Here is a 15,829-nt window from a genome sequence, read left to right on the forward strand (position 1 = left end):
TCAGATGTAACCGGCGCGGAGCGCATTCGTGATCATCTCCGCCGCCGATCCATCATGGGCGAAGCCCAACGCCAACTCGGCATCAACCTCCAGCATTGGAAAGCGTCCGAACACCTTCTCGATGCTGTCGTCAGGATCGAACGTCACGCGCGCGGGCCGCTCAGCACCATAGAGCAGCGCCAAGCCTGCCATCACCTCGGCGATCGAAAGTCGAAGCGCCGGGAGTTGCAGAGTGCCGCAGACATCAATCTCGCCAGCGCGGATGAGATTGTCGACCGCGACTTTGGCCGACAGCCACCAGGCGGTCGCGTCCGGTGACACCGGGCAGGCATAGCTCTCGCCCGCGGACACCGCATGCAGCAGTTCGCTCATGAAGGCGGAGCCGAAGCCGCTCACCGGTCGCGGCCTTGCGACGATGCCGGGCAGCCGCAGCGCGATGCCTGACAGCTCTCCGCGCCTGGTGTGATCGGCGAGCGCGATCTCCACCATCCGCTTGTGCGCGCCATAGCTGATCAGGGGCCGCGCCTCCGTCTGCGCGCTGACCGGCGCGCCGGACAGCGCGCCATAGACGGCGATGCTGCTGGCATAGACCACGCGCGGCCGGTTGCCATGCTGGGCCAGCAACTGCAGGAGATCGAGCGACGCATCCAGATTGACGCGGCGACCGAGCGCAGGCTCGACCTCGGCGCGGCCGCCGGGCACGCTGGCGAGATGGAACACGCGGTCGAACGACGCAGCGCCGAGTTGCTCCAGCACGGCGCGGTCGTCGAGGCCGCCGCTGATCCAGGACAGACGCGCACCCGACGCTTCCGGCGGCGCTGCGACGAGATCGAGCCCGGTGATGTCGGCCCCGTCCGTATCGACCAGCAGCCGTTGCAGCAGCGCACGGCCAATGAAGCCCGCGGCACCCGTGACCAGAATACGCATCGCTCACTCCGGCCGATCGGTGCCCGCCGCACGAACCACGCGCTGCGCGATGCGTCCGAACGGGCCTCCCCGGCCATCGGCGAAGCAGGCCTGCATGGTCACCTCGTCACCGAAGCGCAGGAAGGGCGTGCGCGCCTCGCCGCGTTCGATCATCTCGATCGCCCTGACCTCAGCCAGGCAACTCGATCCGGCGGCGCGATCGGCATTCGACACCGTGCCCGAGCCGATGATCGTGCCGGCCGTCAACCGCCGCGTCCGGGCGGCATGGGCGATGAGTTGCGGAAACGAGAACGCCATCTCGCGGCCTGAGGCCGCGCCGATCCGCTCGCCATTGCGGTGAACATGGAGGGCCATGTCGAGCCGGCCGTCACGCCAGGCGTCGCCGACCTCGTCCGGAGTCACCGCCATCGGCGCGAAGCTCGTCGAGGGCTTCGCCTGCAGGAAGCCGAAGCCGGTGCGCACCTCGCGCGCACCGACCGCGCGCAGGCTCCAATCATTGATCTGAACCAGCAGCCGAATCCGTTGCGCGGCCTGCTCTGGCGACACGGCCATCGGCACATCATCGACGATGACGCCGAACTCGCCCTCGAAGTCGATGCCATCCGCCTCCGTCACGAAGGGCACGTCGGCCTGCGGCCCGAGGAAATCGTCGCTGGCGCCCTGGTACATCACCGGGATGGTGTCGAAGTCGGGGATCGGCGGCTTGTTGAAGGCGACATCCATCAGCCGTCCGTGATTCAGGAAGGCCGAGCCATCCAGCCATTGCGGTGCGCGCGGCAGCGGTGCAAGGCATCGCGTGGGATCGAACGCCATCACATCGGCAGCCGATCCATCCTCGAGGCTCTCGGCGAGCCGGCGCAACGCCGGCTCGACCTGCTGCCAATTCCGCAGCGCCGTCAGCAGATCCGGTGCGATGGCGCTGGCATTGCACGCGCGCGCCTGATCCCGGGAGACGATGACCAGGCCGCCATCGGGGCTGCCGTTCCGATAGGTTGCGAGTCTCATCAGCTGGCCTTGGTCGGGTTGGCTTCCGGACCGAACTTGCCGTCGACCAGGATAAACAGCATCCGGCACGGTTTGTCGCTGCGATTGGCCCAGGCGTGATTGGTGCCGCGCTGGATCACGACGTCGCCGGCCTTGAGGTCCGCCGTGCCCTTGTCGAGCACCAGCGTGATCTCGCCGGAGATCACGATGCCGTAGTCGATCGTCTCTGTGCGGTGCATCAGCGGATGCGGTGACTCCGTCGTCACGGTCGAGGCGTGCGGATCGCCGATCTGGCTGAACGCGGCCTTCATGCGCGTCGCGCCGTTGCGGAGAAAGTCCTCGGTGTCCGGCGGAATGTCGACGAAGCGGATGCGGCTGCCATGCGTCGGCGGTGGCAGCTTGAGCGGCCCGATCGTCGGATCGGGACCATTGTCGATCGGCGCCGGCGTCGCCTGCGTGCTCCAGACCTCGTGGAAGAAGGTGCCGGGGATCACCGCCAACTCGGTGACGGTCGGCAAGGCGCCGTCGGACGAGATCACGGCGGCGCCCTGCTGGTCGTGTCCGGTGACGACGCGGCGGATTTGCGGAAGGGTCATGCAACAAGTCTCCTGATCAGGCAATTTCGAGAGAGGCAGCGGTCACCGCGCCGCGCGCGGCAAACACACGTGAGAACATCACGGCGGCGATGGACGAGATGATGACGGCGCCGAGCCCGAGCGCGGGATAGCCGAACAGCTGCACCAAGGTGCCGCCGAGGATGGGGCCGATCGCGGCGCCGATCATCAGCATCGCCGGCGTGCCGGCGAGCGCCCGCGCGGTGGGGTCGAGGCGCGACAACAGCCCGAACGCGAAGGTGTGGGTGAAGATCATGACCGCGGCAAAGATCGCGGTCGGCACAGCATAGGTCAGGAAGCCCGAGCCGAAGGTGATCGTCACGGCGATCAGCGCCTGACAGACGGGCCCGGCCAGCAGCACGTATCGGGCCGGCAGCCGCCGCTCCAGAACGGCGGCAAGCGGCGCCGGCAGCAGGTTGACGAAGCCGAGCGCAATCAGCACGCCGGTGACCGCCTCGACACCGAAGCCGCGGTCGGCCCCGATCCGCTCGATGAAGCTGAACAGCATCGCCTGCGTCAGCGCCATGCAGCTGATGCCGGCGATGCCGAACCATACGGCGCGGGGAAGATGGCTCACCTCGGCGATGAGATCCTCGTCGCTGCGCACCACGCCCTTCGGAAAGGCCAGCGCCGCCGCCAGCGCCGCGACCGCCATCACGCCGGCGAACACCACAAACAGCGCAGCCCCGCCGAAGCGCGCCACGAGATTGGGCGTCATGCCGAGAAAGAGAATGGCGAACACACCGAGCGCCATTCCGACAATGGCGAACAGCCGGTGCGGATTGGCACTGCGGGCGATCGTACCATGGGTGAAGCTGAGCCCGCAGGCCGCCGTCGCGCCGGCCAGCGCGTGCAGCATCGCGAGCAACGCAAACTCTGACGTCTGGCTGGCGGCCAGGAACACCAGCGCGGCCACGGCGTATCCGGCAGTTGCCGCCAGTCGGGCGTTCATCCGGTTGAAGCGCGGTGCAAACACTAGGCTGCTGAGCACGGCACCGAGCAGGAACAGCGTGGCCAGAAGGCCGGCCTGCTGCGGGCTGAACCGGTAGCGCTCGATCAGCGCGCCCACCCAGACCGGGAGCGCGACGAGATCGACCATCCCGGCGCAATGCGCGACCATCAGGGCGATGCGCCCGCGCCAAGTCTCCGTCGTCACCGTCATGGCTTCCTCCCCGTTGATGTTGTTGTTCGTTGATGGTGTTGCCCGCTCAGATCGGCTGCAGCAGCGCGATCGTGGACTCGCGCATGATCCTGGCGTGCTCCGCCTTGTCGCCATTCTCCATCTCGATGCGGCAGAGCTGCGCGGAGTTCTCGATCACCATGCGGCAGCGCTCCCAGCGCCGCGCATGGAAGCGGTCGAACGCCTGCTGCAAGGTCGCGGCGCGTGCGAGCTCCTCGGCCAGCACGATGCCGCTCTCGATGCCGATGCCTGCGCCCGAGGCGAGATGCGGCGTGGTCGCCGCCACCGTATCGCCGATCAGGATGACGCGGCCGCGATTCCACGGCGCCGGCACCAGCAGGTTGGCGAGCGGCCGATAATCGATCTGAGCATCCTGGGTGAACAGATGCGGACCCAGCGCCACCAGCACGGGATCGCCGAACGGCGCGAGCATGTCGGCAACCAGTTGCGGCCATGACGCGCGCTCAGCCTGCAGCTTCTCCGGCCGCGCCTCGGTGATGAACATGTACATGTGGCTCGGCGACACCGGGTTGACGCCGACCTTCACCGCCCCACCAAGCCAGATTCGCGGACGCACGATCTCGGCGGGCCGCGGCAACACGGCGCGCCAAACCACCTGCCCGATATATTGCGGCGGCTTGATCTCGGGAAACAGCAGCGCACGGGTCTTCGAATGGACGCCGTCGGCGACCACGACGAGATCATAGTGGCCGGTCGTGCCATCGGTGAAGGTGACCGCGACACCGCCGTCGTGCTGCGTGATCTGCGTGTAGGTGCATCCGACCCGCACGTGAACGCCCGCGGCACGCGTCGCATCGGCGAGGATGCGGCCGAGCTCCGGCCGCATGATGCCGCCGCCGCCGGGCACATCCGATCCAACGGTCTTCGGTGTCGGGATCTCGCCGATTCGATGGCCTGCCGGCGTGACCAGATCAACGCCATCCGCTGTGTAGCCGCGCCGCGCGAATTCCGCGAACACGCCGAGCGTCTCCAGCGCGCGCAAGGTCGGCCCGCTCACCGTGATGCCGGCCCCCTCCGGCCGCCAATTGGCATCGACCTCGACGAGATCGACGTCGATGCCGGCCTTGCGCATCTGAATCGACGCGGCCATGCCGGAAAAGCCGCCGCCGATCGTCAGCACCCTGCTCACCACTGCCATGGCGCCCTCCTCCCTCTGCAGTCCGCCCTTCCGGGCGTGTTATGATGTCACGAACAGCTCGCCGTCGATGACGACCAGCTCGAGCCGGCTCAGCCGCTCGCCGCGGCATGGACCCTGCACGCATAGTCCCGTATCAGGCACGAACTCGGCGCCATGCGCGTGACAGACGATGCGCGTGCCCTCGGCGTTGAGATACGCATCCCTGCGCCAAGCCATCGGTGCGCCATCGATGTGCGGACAGGCATTGCGCCAGCCATGCAACTGGCCCTGCCATCGCACGACGAACAGGCTGTCCTGGCCCTCATCGTCAGGATCGAAGCCGCGCGACTGCGCTTCGCCGATCTCATCGGCGCGACATAGCCGCAACAAGGCAGCCGATCCGGCCTCACGCGTAGTCGCCATTCTCGTGAATCCCCGGGCCCGGGTACCATTTCTTGCGCATCTTCAGCAGGAAGGCCTGCGAGTTGTCCGCCGAGGCCGTCGCCTCGCGCGGTTGCCAGCTCGCATCGTGCTGGTCCATGTCGGCATCCATCTCGATGTGGCAGCCGAACGGGCTGTTGAAGTACCAGAACCAGTTCGATCCCAGGATGTGACGGCCAGGGCCCCAGAACGCCTGATAGCCCTTCTCCACGAAGCGATAGCCGTTGCTGATCATCTCCGAGGGGCCGCCGAAATGGAACGTGAAGTGCTCGACGCCATGCATCTGCGGCGGCGCGCCGATCAGGAAATGGGTGTGGTGATCGAGCGAGCCGCCGGGCTGCAGGAACGGGCCGGTGCCGGTGAAACGGTCGGTGCAGCGGAAGCCGAGGCGATTGACGTAGAAGGCCTCCGCCTTGACCACATCGGGCACGAAATACACGACGTGCGACAGCGAGCGCGGACGGATCACGCTGCCCGGCGGCGGCACGCCGAGACTGTTGATCGGCCGGAACACGACCCCGCCCGGCGCATTCGAGATCTCGCCGGCCAGCACGAAGGGTTTCCGCGCCGTCAGTTGGAAGCCGATCACGAAGCCTGAATCGTCGATCGATTCAATCGAGCCATCAGCCAGCCGCCGCACCTCGCGATCGCGCCGCAGCTCGGCCACGATCGCCCCCAGCGTCGCCTCGTCGGCTACGCCCATGACCGTCTTGCGCAGACGGCAGCCCGGCACGGGCGGCCGCGGCAGCGCCGGATCGTCCTGCCGCGCGATGACCACAGCCGTTCCATCCATCGCCTCGAAGCGGCCGCCGCGATCGGAGACCCCGACCGGCGCAAGGCCGTAGTCGACGAGAAAACGCGACGCGCCAGCGACGTCGTCGACCGCGAATACCAAGCTTTCCAAACCAACGATCTTCATGATCAGCTCCCTCACGCGAGATCTCAGGCGACGCGTCCGCCCAGCGTCTCCGCCACCCAATCCGCGATGTAGTGGCCGGCATTGATGCTGTTGTCGAAGCTCGCATGCTGCGCGCCGCCCTCACGCTCCGTGAAGATCTTCAGCTCGCGCTTCGGCGAATTGACCAGTTGCTCATAGGTCCGCTCCGCCCAATGCAGCGGGATCTGCGAGTCCTTCTCGCCATGCGTCACCAGGAACGGCACCTTGATGCGATCGAGAATGCCGTCGAGGTGGACCTGCTCGGCAATCCGCATGAAGTCGTCCTGATCCCTCGCGCCCCACACCCAGCGTACATGAGCCCAGTAATGCGGGACCGGAAAATTGCCTTCCTTCTGCAGCCGCTTCTTCTGCACATCGCGCCAATCATGATTGGCGCCCCAGGCGACGCCGCAGGCGAAGCGCGGCTCGAAGGCCACCGCGCGCGGGCAGTAATAGCCGCCGAGCGAGACGCCCTCGAGACCGATGCGCTTCGGGTCGACATCGCTGCGGGCCTCCAGCCAGTCGACGACGCGGGACGCCCAGTGCTCGCAGTCGTAACGCGCGGTGAGCCCCTGCAGCCGCAGCGCTTCGCCCGATCCGGGCTGATCGATCACCAGCGACGACACGCCGCGTTTGGCGAGCCAGGCCGGCAGGCCGACGCGGTATTTCATCTCCTTGGTGGAATCCAGGCCGTTGACCTGCACCAGCAGCGGCGCCGGCTCTTCGACACCGGCCGCACGGACCAGGAGACCGGAGATATGAGACCCTTCATAGGGAATCTCGACGCGCTCGCAGTTCTCTTGTGCCAGCGCGATTCCCCTGGCGAAGAGATCGAGACATCTGCGGTACAGCGCCAGACGTCCCGGTGCATCATGCGCCTGGAGACGCTCGCAGGTGATCAGATAGCTCGCCGCGCGGCCATATTTCTCGCCGGCGGACAACAGCCGCCCCTTCGCCTCGTCCTCGGCGGCGAGCGCACTGAGCTTGTCGGCCATCCGGGCCCAGGTCTCGCGGAAGGCCTGGGTACCGCTGGCATCGGGCTGACGCGCAGCCTCCTGCAGCGGCGCGCACATCTCCTCGATCTCGCCGATCCGGGCGCCCATCTCGATCGCCAGATCGACCGAGAGATTCCAGACATAGTTGGTCGGAAAATACTTGAACATCATTGCACTTCGGACGCGCTATCGGCCGCGCGCCCCCTCCACGCTTCTTCCCTGGGTCGGGGAATAGCCTGGTTTGACCATTCCGAAAAATTGATTATCAAGATCCGTCACATTGATCTCCTGAATACCTCGCGCGGGGCCGCCGATGCGCTTCAACAACAAGTTCGATCTCAATCTGCTGGTCGCGCTGGACCATTTGCTGCACCTGCGCAGCGTCAGCGGCGCCGCCGCGCGCATGAACATGACGCAGTCGGCGATGAGCAACGCCTTGCTGCGGCTGCGCACCTATTTCGATGACGAACTGCTGGTGAAGATCGGCCGCAAGATGGAGCTGACGCCGCGGGCGGAGGTTCTGAAGGACTCGATCCGGGACCTTCTGGTACGGGTCGATTGGGCCATCGCGTCGTCTGCCCAGTTCGATCCGGCGCAATCCGACCGCTGCTTCAAGATCCTGGCATCGGACTACACGCTGGTGACGCTGATCCCGCGGCTGCTGGCCCGCAGCGAGGCGCTTGCGCCTGGAATCCGCTTCGACTTCATACAGCAGGTGCAGCGGCCCGAGCGCGCGCTTGAGCGCGGCGATGTCGACCTGCTGATCATCCCGGAAGAATTCAGCTCCAAGCTGCACCCGTCCGAGGTGATCTTCGAGGACGATTTCTGCGTCATCGCATGGAGCAAGGGAAAGTATGGCAAGGGCAAGCTGTCACGACAGGATTTCGCGAGGGCGTCCCACGTCGTGATGCGGCCAGCCATCGCGGCGCAATCGCTCGAAACCTATTATCTGGAGCAGCGCAACGCGAGCCGCAGCGAGGACGTGTCGGTCTACGCCTTCACGGCGATCCCGCATCTCGTCGCCGGAACGAACCGGCTCGCCACCGTGCACCGGCGGCTCGCCATCGCCGCGCAGCGCAGCCTGCCTATCCGCATCATCGAACTGCCGATTGCGCTGCCAGTGCTGCGGCAGCGCGTGCAGTGGCACCGCTATCGCTCCAACGATGCCGGCCTGCTATGGCTGCGCAAGCTGATGCAGGAGGTCGTAACCGAGCTGTCCTGATCGTCGCCGGTCCTGCTCGTGGGACAGCCGGCGCAGGACGCCGGCCGCTGGTCGTTTGTGCGATGGAAGACCGGGCCGTGCCGATCAGCGCTTGACCGGCCCGGCTCCCGCCGGCGGCGCGGGCACCCAGAGCGGGAAAGCCAGATTGGCCCAGACGGTATCACCGCGGCTGCCATTCTCGACGTAGAACGTGTGCTGGTAGTTCACGTTGATCTGAAACGGCCCAGCATTATAGGTCAGCGACGGACCGGCGTTGAGCGAGCGCAACCGGTTGCCGTCCTGCACGCCCGCGAAATTGAAGGCCTTGACGCCGTTGATCTTGTCGTCCTGATACTGGTGCGTATAGCCGCCGACGACGCCGAGTTTCCAGGCGCCGATATTGTAGCCTGCGTTGAAGTCGACCACCAGCGCATCGCCGCTGCGATATTGCTGCGACAATTGCGTGAAGGAATTGACCGAGTCGGTGTTGGTGCCGTTGAGCAGCAGACGCGGCGAAACGGCGAACTCGAAGCCCTTCGGATCGGCATAGCGATAGGCGACAACCGGCGAGATGGTCGTATAGTTGGTGCCGACGTTGAGCGGCTGTCGCGCCGAATAGGTGCCGGTGTTCGGCATGATGTCGAGCCCGAACGTGACGGTCTGAACGGGAGACAGCGCCCAGCTCAGGATGATCGGCGAGAAGGTGATGTTGCCAAGACCGTTGGCCTGGAACGAGCCGCCGGGATTGGTGCTTTCCAGGTGCACGAAGGGCACCACGAGCTGCGAATAGACGTGAGCGCCGAAGAATTCGCCGGGATAGCTGGCGAGAAAGCGCATGGTCTCCGATACAGCAGACAGCTTGAAGTTGATAGGAAGTTTGTTGCCCTGCCCGTCATACAGGCCGTTGGCGCTGGTGTAGCTGGTCTGGCTGATCGCGAACAGGCCAGGGATCGGCGGGAACGACGCGATGAATACGCCGGGCGAGCCCGCGGGATAGTTCGTGGCGGCGTTCTCGGCCGCCCATGCGCCCTGGATCATTGCAGCCAGCAGCAACGCTACGGAAGCGGACCGCTTCAGTCCTCTCGTCATCATTCCCCCCTTGGCGGCGCGTTTTCTACGAAACGAGCTTGCCCCGACCGGCCGATGCGACGCGCCGGCGCCCAACCGATCGCGCCATTGATGGGCGATCCCCGATCATTCGTAAAATTGATCGTTTTGATTTGAGATATTTATAGATTTGATATGAATGCTGCGGCGGGTGTGACGTTGCAGCGTTTGCTCCAACGAATAAGGCCTCTGAAGTCACCCTCAGAGGCCTGGTGTCTACGCAACCGGTAGAGGCACTTTATCACGCGACAATCATCTCGTCTGGTTCTGCACGCGAGACGCTTGTCCCTGCTTTGGCTGATGTGCCACCGCGGCATCGTTCCAAACGATCGCCTCCACGCAATTGCCACCGGCACCGGCAACCGATGCTTGGCATTGCGCCAGAGTCGAAAAACACCCCTTCACCGCGGAATCCTTTGCGCAGTATTCGGCGGCTTGTGCCCATGAGGAATTCAGCAGCAATGCACCGGCCACACAGAGCGTGGGCACAGCAATCCTGAAGATCGATTTCATATCAAAGTCCTTCTCATCCGCGGTCGGCCAAGTGGATCCTTGCCACTCCGTAAGCGGACAATGCGACGCGTGCGAGCCCTTGATAATTGGGATTGGTACAAACAGCATCTTTGGATTCGACGCATAATCCCTTCAGGCTTGGCCGGCTATCCGCCTCGCTGGAGGTCGCCCCAGCAGCGGGCCGGCCGCTCCCGCGGCGTCATCTGTCAACATAGACTTGCTCCCCGCCGTCTGCCGGGGTGCCCGGATTGCTTTGTGAGTAAGCTTTGCAGGTCTTGCGTTACTATCTTTCAGCTCACGGCAGATCGGTGATTTTCAGGCCGGACATCGGTATCGGGAAACGGCACACGCAAACTGGAGATGCGGCACGAAGATCGCCGTCGCGAGGCTTCGTGTTGATGGTCGGTATCACCGATGCACTCGCCGGAAACGTCGCTGCGTCGATGACATCGTCAAATGCGATCAGCACCGGGATCATGATCTCTGACGCGTGCATTGACCCGCCGTCTTCGCCCGAGAGGCGCAGCAGGGCCGTCTTTTCTGAGACCTCGACGACATGGCCGGACAACGTACGGTCCGGCGGACCCTTGATGTCGATCGATACGGGCTGTCCAGCAGCTATCCGGGTCGCGTGGCGATCGTCGAAATAGGCAACGACGTACGCCGTATCCGATTTGGCGTCCATTTGGACGACGGCGTCGTTCGTCGAAACAAGATCGATCGTGAGCGTCAGATGATACCAGCCGGCGGCGCCCAGGAGGGCGGCACCGGTCATTGTCGCGTAGACGAGGCGGCGACGTGAGCCAAATCCAGCGATGGCGCGCTGGGCCAGATAAGCCAGAGTGCCGAATCCTGTTCTGATCAAGTGTGCGGCGTGAGGCCGGTATCGCGATCTCGCGAACATGTGAAAGGCTGCCTTGTGATTGGAGAAATTCGCCCAATATAGGGAGCGGCCGCCGACCGCGAGACGGTGGCCAGGCGCGGGCAGGATGCCGACGAACTCGCATTTGCTCTTTCTCGGATCAGTTTCGATCCAAATGCCAGTTTGGGCGCGCGCCGCTGTTCTGATAAGGCGGGACGGACGAAATGGGTAATTTGGGTTTTGCAGATAATGGCTCGCGTTCAGCTTTCTGAGCTTACGGCATTCGTCGCTGTCGCCGAGCGCCTCAGCTTCACCAAGGCGGCCCGAGAACTCGGGATGGCGTTGCCGACCATCAGCCAGACTGTCAGATCGCTCGAGGAGGATCTCGGGGTCCGGCTCTTCAATCGGACGACCCGCAGCGTGGCGCTGACGGAGGCAGGAGAGCGGCTGCTTGCAGAAGTCCTGCCGGTGCTCGAGGGCGTAGGTCAGGCGCTTGAAAGCATCAACCTGTTCCGGGAGAAGCCGATCGGGACTCTGCGTCTCACCGTCGTTCGTCCGTTCGGGTTGAGACAGCTGGCGCCATTGATCCGATCGTTCTCGGCCGAGTATCCGGACATTCGTCTGGAGATCGCTTTGGACGACGCCAACGTCGATATCGTCAAACACCGCTTCGATGCGGGGATTCGTGTCGGCAGCGGCGTGGGACGAGACATGAAGATCGTGCGCATGCTCGATGACTTTGCTATGCTGACCGTGGCATCGCCAAACTACTTATCGAGGCATCCGGAGCCCTTGAGTCCCGGCGATCTACGTCGTCACAACTGCCTCAAATACAGATCGCCAGGCGAGAATTCGATCCATCAGTGGACCTTGAGCGACGGTCGTCAGAAAATGGACGTCCCCGTCGAAGGATCTCTTGTCGTGAACGACCTTGATCTTCTGGTGGAGGCGGCCTTGAACGGCGTCGGCATCGCCTATTTGCCGAGACCGATCGTCGAGACTCATTTGGCAGCAGGGCGATTGGTGCATGTCCTGCCGGGCTGGGAGTACATGATGCCAGGCATTTTCCTGTTTCACCCAAGCCGGCGCCAAGTGCCCGTACCGCTGCAGGTCTTTGTGAAATTCATACAGAAGTGGCGAAAGACGCTGTCGGTCGGCGTGCACCAATCACCCTAGACCTCGGCGGACTTGGTCGACGCGGTCAGCATTGCCGACCGCTCGGGTCATAGCGACCAGGCGCAGCTCAGTTGCCGAAGCCGCTTCGGCCGTTCACCGGGCCGAGCCCGCGCGGCGACAGTGCCTCCGACCCATGATGGGATTATCGTTTTCGTCCGGTTCGCGATAGACTGCCCTCTTCCGCCACCAGAAAGTCCCCTCCTCCATGCGAACCAATTCCCTGCAGAGCAAAGATATCGCCCACCAGATCCATCCCGCGACCAATCTGAGGCGGCACGAACGCGTCGGTCCGATCGTCATCGATCGCGGCTCCGGCATCTATGTCTATGACGACGAGGGGCGCGAGTATATCGAGGGCCTGGCCGGGCTGTGGAGCGTGGGCGTCGGCTTCGGCGAGAAGCGCCTGGTCGAAGCTGCGACACGCCAGATGGCCAAGCTGCCCTATTACCACATCTTCGCGCACAAGACGCATGAGCCCTCGACCCTGCTGGCCGAGAAGCTGGTGTCGATGGCGCCTGCCAACCTGAAGCACGTCTTCTTCACCAGCTCCGGCGGCGAGGCCAACGATTCCGCCATCAAGTTCGTCTGGTACTACAACAACGCGCTCGGGCGGACCGACAAGAAGAAGTTCATCGCCCGCCAGGGCGCCTATCACGGCATCACGATCGCCGCCGGCAGCCTCACCGGCCTGCAGGCCAATCAGCGCGGCTTCGACCTGCCGCTGCCGTTCGCCAAGCACCTCACCTGCCCGCATTACTACCGCTTCGGCCTGCCCGGCGAGAGCGAGGAGGCGTTCACCGAGCGGCTGGCCAAGGAGCTCGAGGACCTGATCCTCAGCGAGGGCCCGGATACGGTCGCGGCCTTCATCGGCGAGCCGCTGATGGGCGCCGGCGGCGTGATCGTTCCGCCGGTGAATTACTGGCAGCGCATCCAGGAGGTCTGCCGCAAATACGATGTGCTGGTGATCGCCGACGAGGTGATCAACGGCTTCGGCCGGCTCGGCACCCTGTTCGGCTGCGACACGTTCGGCATCAGGCCGGACATCCTGGTCTGCTCCAAGCAGATCACCTCGTCCTACCAGCCGCTCGCCGCGGTGCTGATCAGCGACGAGATGTACCAGGCGATGGCCGACCAGTCCGACCGGCTCGGCACCTTCGGCCACGGCTATACGGCGAGCGCCCACCCGGTCGCGACCGCCGTCGCGCTGGAGAACCTGGCGATCATCGAGGAGCGCAACCTGGTCGCCAATGCGGCCGAGGTCGGTGCGCACCTGCATGCGGGGCTGTCGCGTTTTGCCGATCATCCGCTGGTCGGCGAGGTCCGCGGCCGCGGCCTCATCGCTGCCGTCGAGCTGGTTGCCGACAAGGCGACGAAGGCCCGCTTCGACCCGGTCGGCAAGGTCGGACTGAAGTTCTTCGATCGCGCCCATCAGCACGGCCTGATCATCCGCAACGTCGGCGACAGCATCGCGATCTGTCCGCCGATGATCATCACCGCCGCGCAGGTCGACGAACTGCTGAAGCGCTTCAAGGCGACGCTCGACGACATCACCGACTGGGTCAACGCCGGCATGCCGGAGGCCTGACCCCTCGCCTGCGTGTGCCTTGGTCCCTTCGCCGGCGAAGGCGCACGCCCCTCATTCGAGCGCGGTCCTCGACGCCCAATCATTCAGCGCCGAGGGCCGAGCCGCGTCGCGGCATCCGGCCCTCAGAAGTCTGCGACCTTCGTCGCCCCATGGCGCGCAAAGCGCCCGGGGGCGTAAGGCTTGGGATCGACGATCGGCGTGGCAGCTGTGAGGAGGTCGGCGATGAGGTGACCGGCACCGGGTCCGATGCCGAAGCCGTGGCCGCTGAAGCCCGCGGCCACGATCAAACCGGGCATGGCAGCCAATTCGCCGATCACCGGCACGCCGTCCGGCGTGGAGTCGATATAGCTCGCCCAGGTCGCCGTGACCTTGCTCTGTTTCAACGCCGGCAGCAGCGCCAGGGCACGGTCATGGGTGAGGCGGATGGTCGCCTGATCCGGCGTTGGATCGAGAATGCGCGTGGACTCCATCGGCGTCGGCGCGTCGAGCCGCCAGCGCCCGAGCGTCTCGTGCCCCATTCTCAGCCCTTCGAAGCCGCCCGGCAGCAGGCTGCGCCAGCGCTTGGCGAACATCGGCAGGAAATGTTGCGCGAAGCGCAGCTGCTGCAGGGTCGGATCGACGCGGCCGCGGCCGCTGATGGCCAGCGTATGGCCGCCATCGCCGCGCCTCGTGATCGAAACCGCAGCGGTGTGCAGCGCCGGCGGCAGCGGCTCCGCGGACGGCGACAAGGCAAGCGCCGAGGCGCGGATCGAGGCAATGGGGAGCGCGACGCCGAGCTGATGGCAGAACGATGAGGCCCAGGCGCCGGCCGCAAGCACCGCGGTCGGCGTGCGGATCGTACCGCGCTCGGTGACGACGGCGGAAAGCCGGCCGCCGCTGGTCTCGACGCCGCGCACGGCGCACATCTGGTGCACCGAGCCACCCTGCTTCAGGATCGCGCGCGCCACGGCGGGCGCAGCATCGGCGGGACTGGCGGTGCCGTCGGTCGGCGAGAACACGCCGCCCTTCCAACTGCGCCCCGTGGCCGCGCCGCGCGCGGTGGCCTGGCGACTATCGAGCATATGCGTCGTGACGCCAGCGGTCCTGGCAAACTCGCCCCAGCGCGCCCAGCCGGCGAGCTCCGCTTCGTCATTGCTGAGATAGAACAGGCCACAGCGCGAGAAGCCGGTCGCCTCGCCGCTGTCGACGGCGAAGCGTTCCCACAGATCGAGGCTGAGCGTCGCCATCGGCAACTCGCGCGCGTCGCGGTTCTGCTGCCGGCACCAGCCCCAGTTGCGGCTGGACTGCTCGGCGCCGATGCGGCCCTTCTCGACCAGCGCGACCGAGAGGCCGCGCCGCGAAAGGTAATAGGCGGCGAACACGCCGACGATGCCGCCCCCGATGACCACGGCATCTGCACGCTCAGGCAGCGTGGGGGATGTTTCGACGTGCACCAATGGTGCGGGCATGCAGGGTCTCCGGCTCTCGGCTGTGACAGGTTAGAGCGGTATCCGGCACGGCGGGCGCTGGATTGGGCAGCCGGACGGCATTTGATTCTGCTGACAACCGCCCCGCCGGTGCATTGTTTTGCATTGCATAATTTGAATGATTGCGGCCCCATTCTTGCTTCACGGACATTCCGATGGCTCCATGGCAGCATTTTCTGCTGTAATGGGTCCGCACGCGTCGTCACACGGGATCCCGGCCTCATGAAGCTCGATCGCATCGACATCAAGATCCTGCACGAACTGCAGAAGAACGGCCGCGTCACCAATGTCGAGCTGGCCGAGCTGGTCAACCTGTCGCCGAGCCCCTGCCTGATGCGGGTGAAGAAGCTGCAGGCCGAGGGCTATATCGAAGGCTATTCGGCGCAGATCTGCGTCTCCAAGCTCGGCCAGACGCTGACCGTGTTCACCGAAGTGACCCTGAAGAACCATCGCCAGATCGACTTCGCGCGCTTTCTCGCCGCGGTGGAGAAGATCGACCAGGTGATCGAGTGTCATCTCGTCTCTGGCGGCTACGACTACATGATGAAGTTCGTCACGGCGGGGATCGGCGAGTATCAGACCATCATGGAGCGGCTGACCGACATGGACATCGGCATCGAGAAATATTTCAGCTTCGTCGTGCTGAAGTCGCCGATCGTCAAGCCCTATCTGCCGCTGACCAGCCTGTTCCAGATGTAGGTGC

16 protein-coding genes are annotated in these 15,829 nt (G+C 65.0%); 4 read left to right on the forward strand and 12 right to left on the reverse strand.

Annotation, left to right across the window (positions count from 1 at the left end; translation table 11 throughout):
- From HL671_RS27985 to HL671_RS28020, 8 genes are read right to left on the reverse strand one after another with little or no spacing between them, the layout of a single operon-like run.
- Entirely contained in the window at positions 1–927 is a 927-nt protein-coding gene (locus tag HL671_RS27985) for an NAD-dependent epimerase/dehydratase family protein (RefSeq protein WP_172240674.1), read from the reverse strand.
- Between the two features lie 3 nt (positions 928–930).
- Positions 931–1,932, reverse strand: coding sequence for a fumarylacetoacetate hydrolase family protein (locus HL671_RS27990; RefSeq protein ID WP_172240677.1), 1,002 nt, complete (start codon positions 1,930–1,932; stop codon positions 931–933).
- Positions 1,932–2,507, reverse strand: a complete 576-nt coding sequence (locus HL671_RS27995) for a cupin domain-containing protein (RefSeq protein WP_172240680.1) — start codon at positions 2,505–2,507, stop codon at positions 1,932–1,934. Before HL671_RS27995 ends, HL671_RS27990 begins: the two co-directional genes overlap by 1 nt.
- Positions 2,508–2,523: 16 nt before the next feature.
- Positions 2,524–3,681, reverse strand: a complete 1,158-nt coding sequence (locus HL671_RS28000; RefSeq protein WP_012042160.1) for an MFS transporter — start codon at positions 3,679–3,681, stop codon at positions 2,524–2,526.
- 52 nt (positions 3,682–3,733) lie between these two features.
- On the reverse strand, positions 3,734–4,864 hold the full coding sequence (locus HL671_RS28005) for an FAD-dependent oxidoreductase (protein WP_172240683.1): 1,131 nt from the start codon (positions 4,862–4,864) through the stop codon (positions 3,734–3,736).
- Between the two features lie 39 nt (positions 4,865–4,903).
- Positions 4,904–5,266, reverse strand: coding sequence for a Rieske (2Fe-2S) protein (locus HL671_RS28010; protein WP_172240686.1), 363 nt, complete (start codon positions 5,264–5,266; stop codon positions 4,904–4,906).
- Positions 5,250–6,203: a VOC family protein gene (locus tag HL671_RS28015; protein WP_172240689.1), complete on the reverse strand. Its 954-nt coding sequence runs from the start codon at positions 6,201–6,203 to the stop codon at positions 5,250–5,252. Before HL671_RS28015 ends, HL671_RS28010 begins: the two co-directional genes overlap by 17 nt.
- Positions 6,204–6,226: 23 nt before the next feature.
- On the reverse strand, positions 6,227–7,384 hold the full coding sequence (locus HL671_RS28020; RefSeq protein ID WP_172240692.1) for an alpha/beta hydrolase family protein: 1,158 nt from the start codon (positions 7,382–7,384) through the stop codon (positions 6,227–6,229).
- A gap of 145 nt (positions 7,385–7,529) precedes the next feature.
- Here HL671_RS28020 and HL671_RS28025 point away from each other — a divergent pair, with 145 nt between their 5' ends.
- A complete protein-coding gene (locus HL671_RS28025) occupies positions 7,530–8,438 on the forward strand; it encodes a LysR family transcriptional regulator (RefSeq protein WP_172240695.1) in 909 nt (302 codons plus the stop codon).
- 84 nt (positions 8,439–8,522) lie between these two features.
- Here the strand turns inward: HL671_RS28025 and HL671_RS28030 are convergent, their stop codons facing one another.
- From HL671_RS28030 to HL671_RS28040, 3 genes are all read right to left on the reverse strand, one after another.
- Positions 8,523–9,506, reverse strand: a complete 984-nt coding sequence (locus HL671_RS28030) for a SphA family protein (protein WP_172240698.1) — start codon at positions 9,504–9,506, stop codon at positions 8,523–8,525.
- Positions 9,507–9,776: 270 nt separating this feature from the next.
- The gene (locus HL671_RS28035) at positions 9,777–10,037 is read right to left on the reverse strand and encodes a hypothetical protein (protein WP_148221420.1); all 261 of its coding nucleotides are present in this window, start codon (positions 10,035–10,037) and stop codon (positions 9,777–9,779) included.
- 295 nt (positions 10,038–10,332) lie between these two features.
- Positions 10,333–10,902, reverse strand: a complete 570-nt coding sequence (locus tag HL671_RS28040) for an HlyD family secretion protein (protein ID WP_172240732.1) — start codon at positions 10,900–10,902, stop codon at positions 10,333–10,335.
- Positions 10,903–11,007: 105 nt separating this feature from the next.
- Here HL671_RS28040 and HL671_RS28045 point away from each other — a divergent pair, with 105 nt between their 5' ends.
- Together HL671_RS28045 and HL671_RS28050 are read left to right on the forward strand one after the other, a co-directional pair.
- Complete coding sequence (locus HL671_RS28045; protein WP_244424391.1) at positions 11,008–12,075, forward strand: LysR family transcriptional regulator; 1,068 nt, start codon at positions 11,008–11,010, stop codon at positions 12,073–12,075.
- A gap of 205 nt (positions 12,076–12,280) precedes the next feature.
- Positions 12,281–13,660: an aspartate aminotransferase family protein gene (locus tag HL671_RS28050; protein WP_172240735.1), complete on the forward strand. Its 1,380-nt coding sequence runs from the start codon at positions 12,281–12,283 to the stop codon at positions 13,658–13,660.
- 122 nt (positions 13,661–13,782) lie between these two features.
- Here HL671_RS28050 and HL671_RS28055 read toward each other — a convergent pair whose 3' ends face one another.
- Entirely contained in the window at positions 13,783–15,108 is a 1,326-nt protein-coding gene (locus HL671_RS28055; protein ID WP_172240738.1) for an NAD(P)/FAD-dependent oxidoreductase, read from the reverse strand.
- A gap of 240 nt (positions 15,109–15,348) precedes the next feature.
- Here HL671_RS28055 and HL671_RS28060 point away from each other — a divergent pair, with 240 nt between their 5' ends.
- Positions 15,349–15,825 carry an Lrp/AsnC family transcriptional regulator gene (locus HL671_RS28060; protein WP_041750504.1) on the forward strand — a complete coding sequence of 159 codons (477 nt, stop codon included), beginning with the start codon at positions 15,349–15,351 and terminating at the stop codon, positions 15,823–15,825.
- Positions 15,826–15,829: the final 4 nt, after the last annotated feature.

Origin of the sequence: Bradyrhizobium denitrificans, assembly GCF_013179005.1 — a bacterium.
In the GTDB taxonomy this organism is placed as follows: Bacteria; Pseudomonadota; Alphaproteobacteria; order Rhizobiales; family Xanthobacteraceae; genus Bradyrhizobium; species Bradyrhizobium denitrificans.

What these genes read in the sequence shown, in the direction of transcription:
- HL671_RS27985 (WP_172240674.1), bottom strand. Translation starts at nt 927, where the DNA reads ATGCGTATTCTGGTCACGGGTGCCGCGGGCTTCATTGGCCGTGCGCTG.
- HL671_RS27990 (WP_172240677.1), bottom strand. Translation starts at nt 1,932, where the DNA reads ATGAGACTCGCAACCTATCGGAACGGCAGCCCCGATGGCGGCCTGGTC.
- HL671_RS27995 (WP_172240680.1), bottom strand. Translation starts at nt 2,507, where the DNA reads ATGACCCTTCCGCAAATCCGCCGCGTCGTCACCGGACACGACCAGCAG.
- HL671_RS28005 (WP_172240683.1), bottom strand. Translation starts at nt 4,864, where the DNA reads ATGGCAGTGGTGAGCAGGGTGCTGACGATCGGCGGCGGCTTTTCCGGC.
- HL671_RS28010 (WP_172240686.1), bottom strand. Translation starts at nt 5,266, where the DNA reads ATGGCGACTACGCGTGAGGCCGGATCGGCTGCCTTGTTGCGGCTATGT.
- HL671_RS28015 (WP_172240689.1), bottom strand. Translation starts at nt 6,203, where the DNA reads ATGAAGATCGTTGGTTTGGAAAGCTTGGTATTCGCGGTCGACGACGTC.
- HL671_RS28020 (WP_172240692.1), bottom strand. Translation starts at nt 7,384, where the DNA reads ATGTTCAAGTATTTTCCGACCAACTATGTCTGGAATCTCTCGGTCGAT.
- HL671_RS28025 (WP_172240695.1), top strand. Translation starts at nt 7,530, where the DNA reads ATGCGCTTCAACAACAAGTTCGATCTCAATCTGCTGGTCGCGCTGGAC.
- HL671_RS28030 (WP_172240698.1), bottom strand. Translation starts at nt 9,506, where the DNA reads ATGACGAGAGGACTGAAGCGGTCCGCTTCCGTAGCGTTGCTGCTGGCT.
- HL671_RS28035 (WP_148221420.1), bottom strand. Translation starts at nt 10,037, where the DNA reads ATGAAATCGATCTTCAGGATTGCTGTGCCCACGCTCTGTGTGGCCGGT.
- HL671_RS28050 (WP_172240735.1), top strand. Translation starts at nt 12,281, where the DNA reads ATGCGAACCAATTCCCTGCAGAGCAAAGATATCGCCCACCAGATCCAT.
- HL671_RS28055 (WP_172240738.1), bottom strand. Translation starts at nt 15,108, where the DNA reads ATGCCCGCACCATTGGTGCACGTCGAAACATCCCCCACGCTGCCTGAG.
- HL671_RS28060 (WP_041750504.1), top strand. Translation starts at nt 15,349, where the DNA reads ATGAAGCTCGATCGCATCGACATCAAGATCCTGCACGAACTGCAGAAG.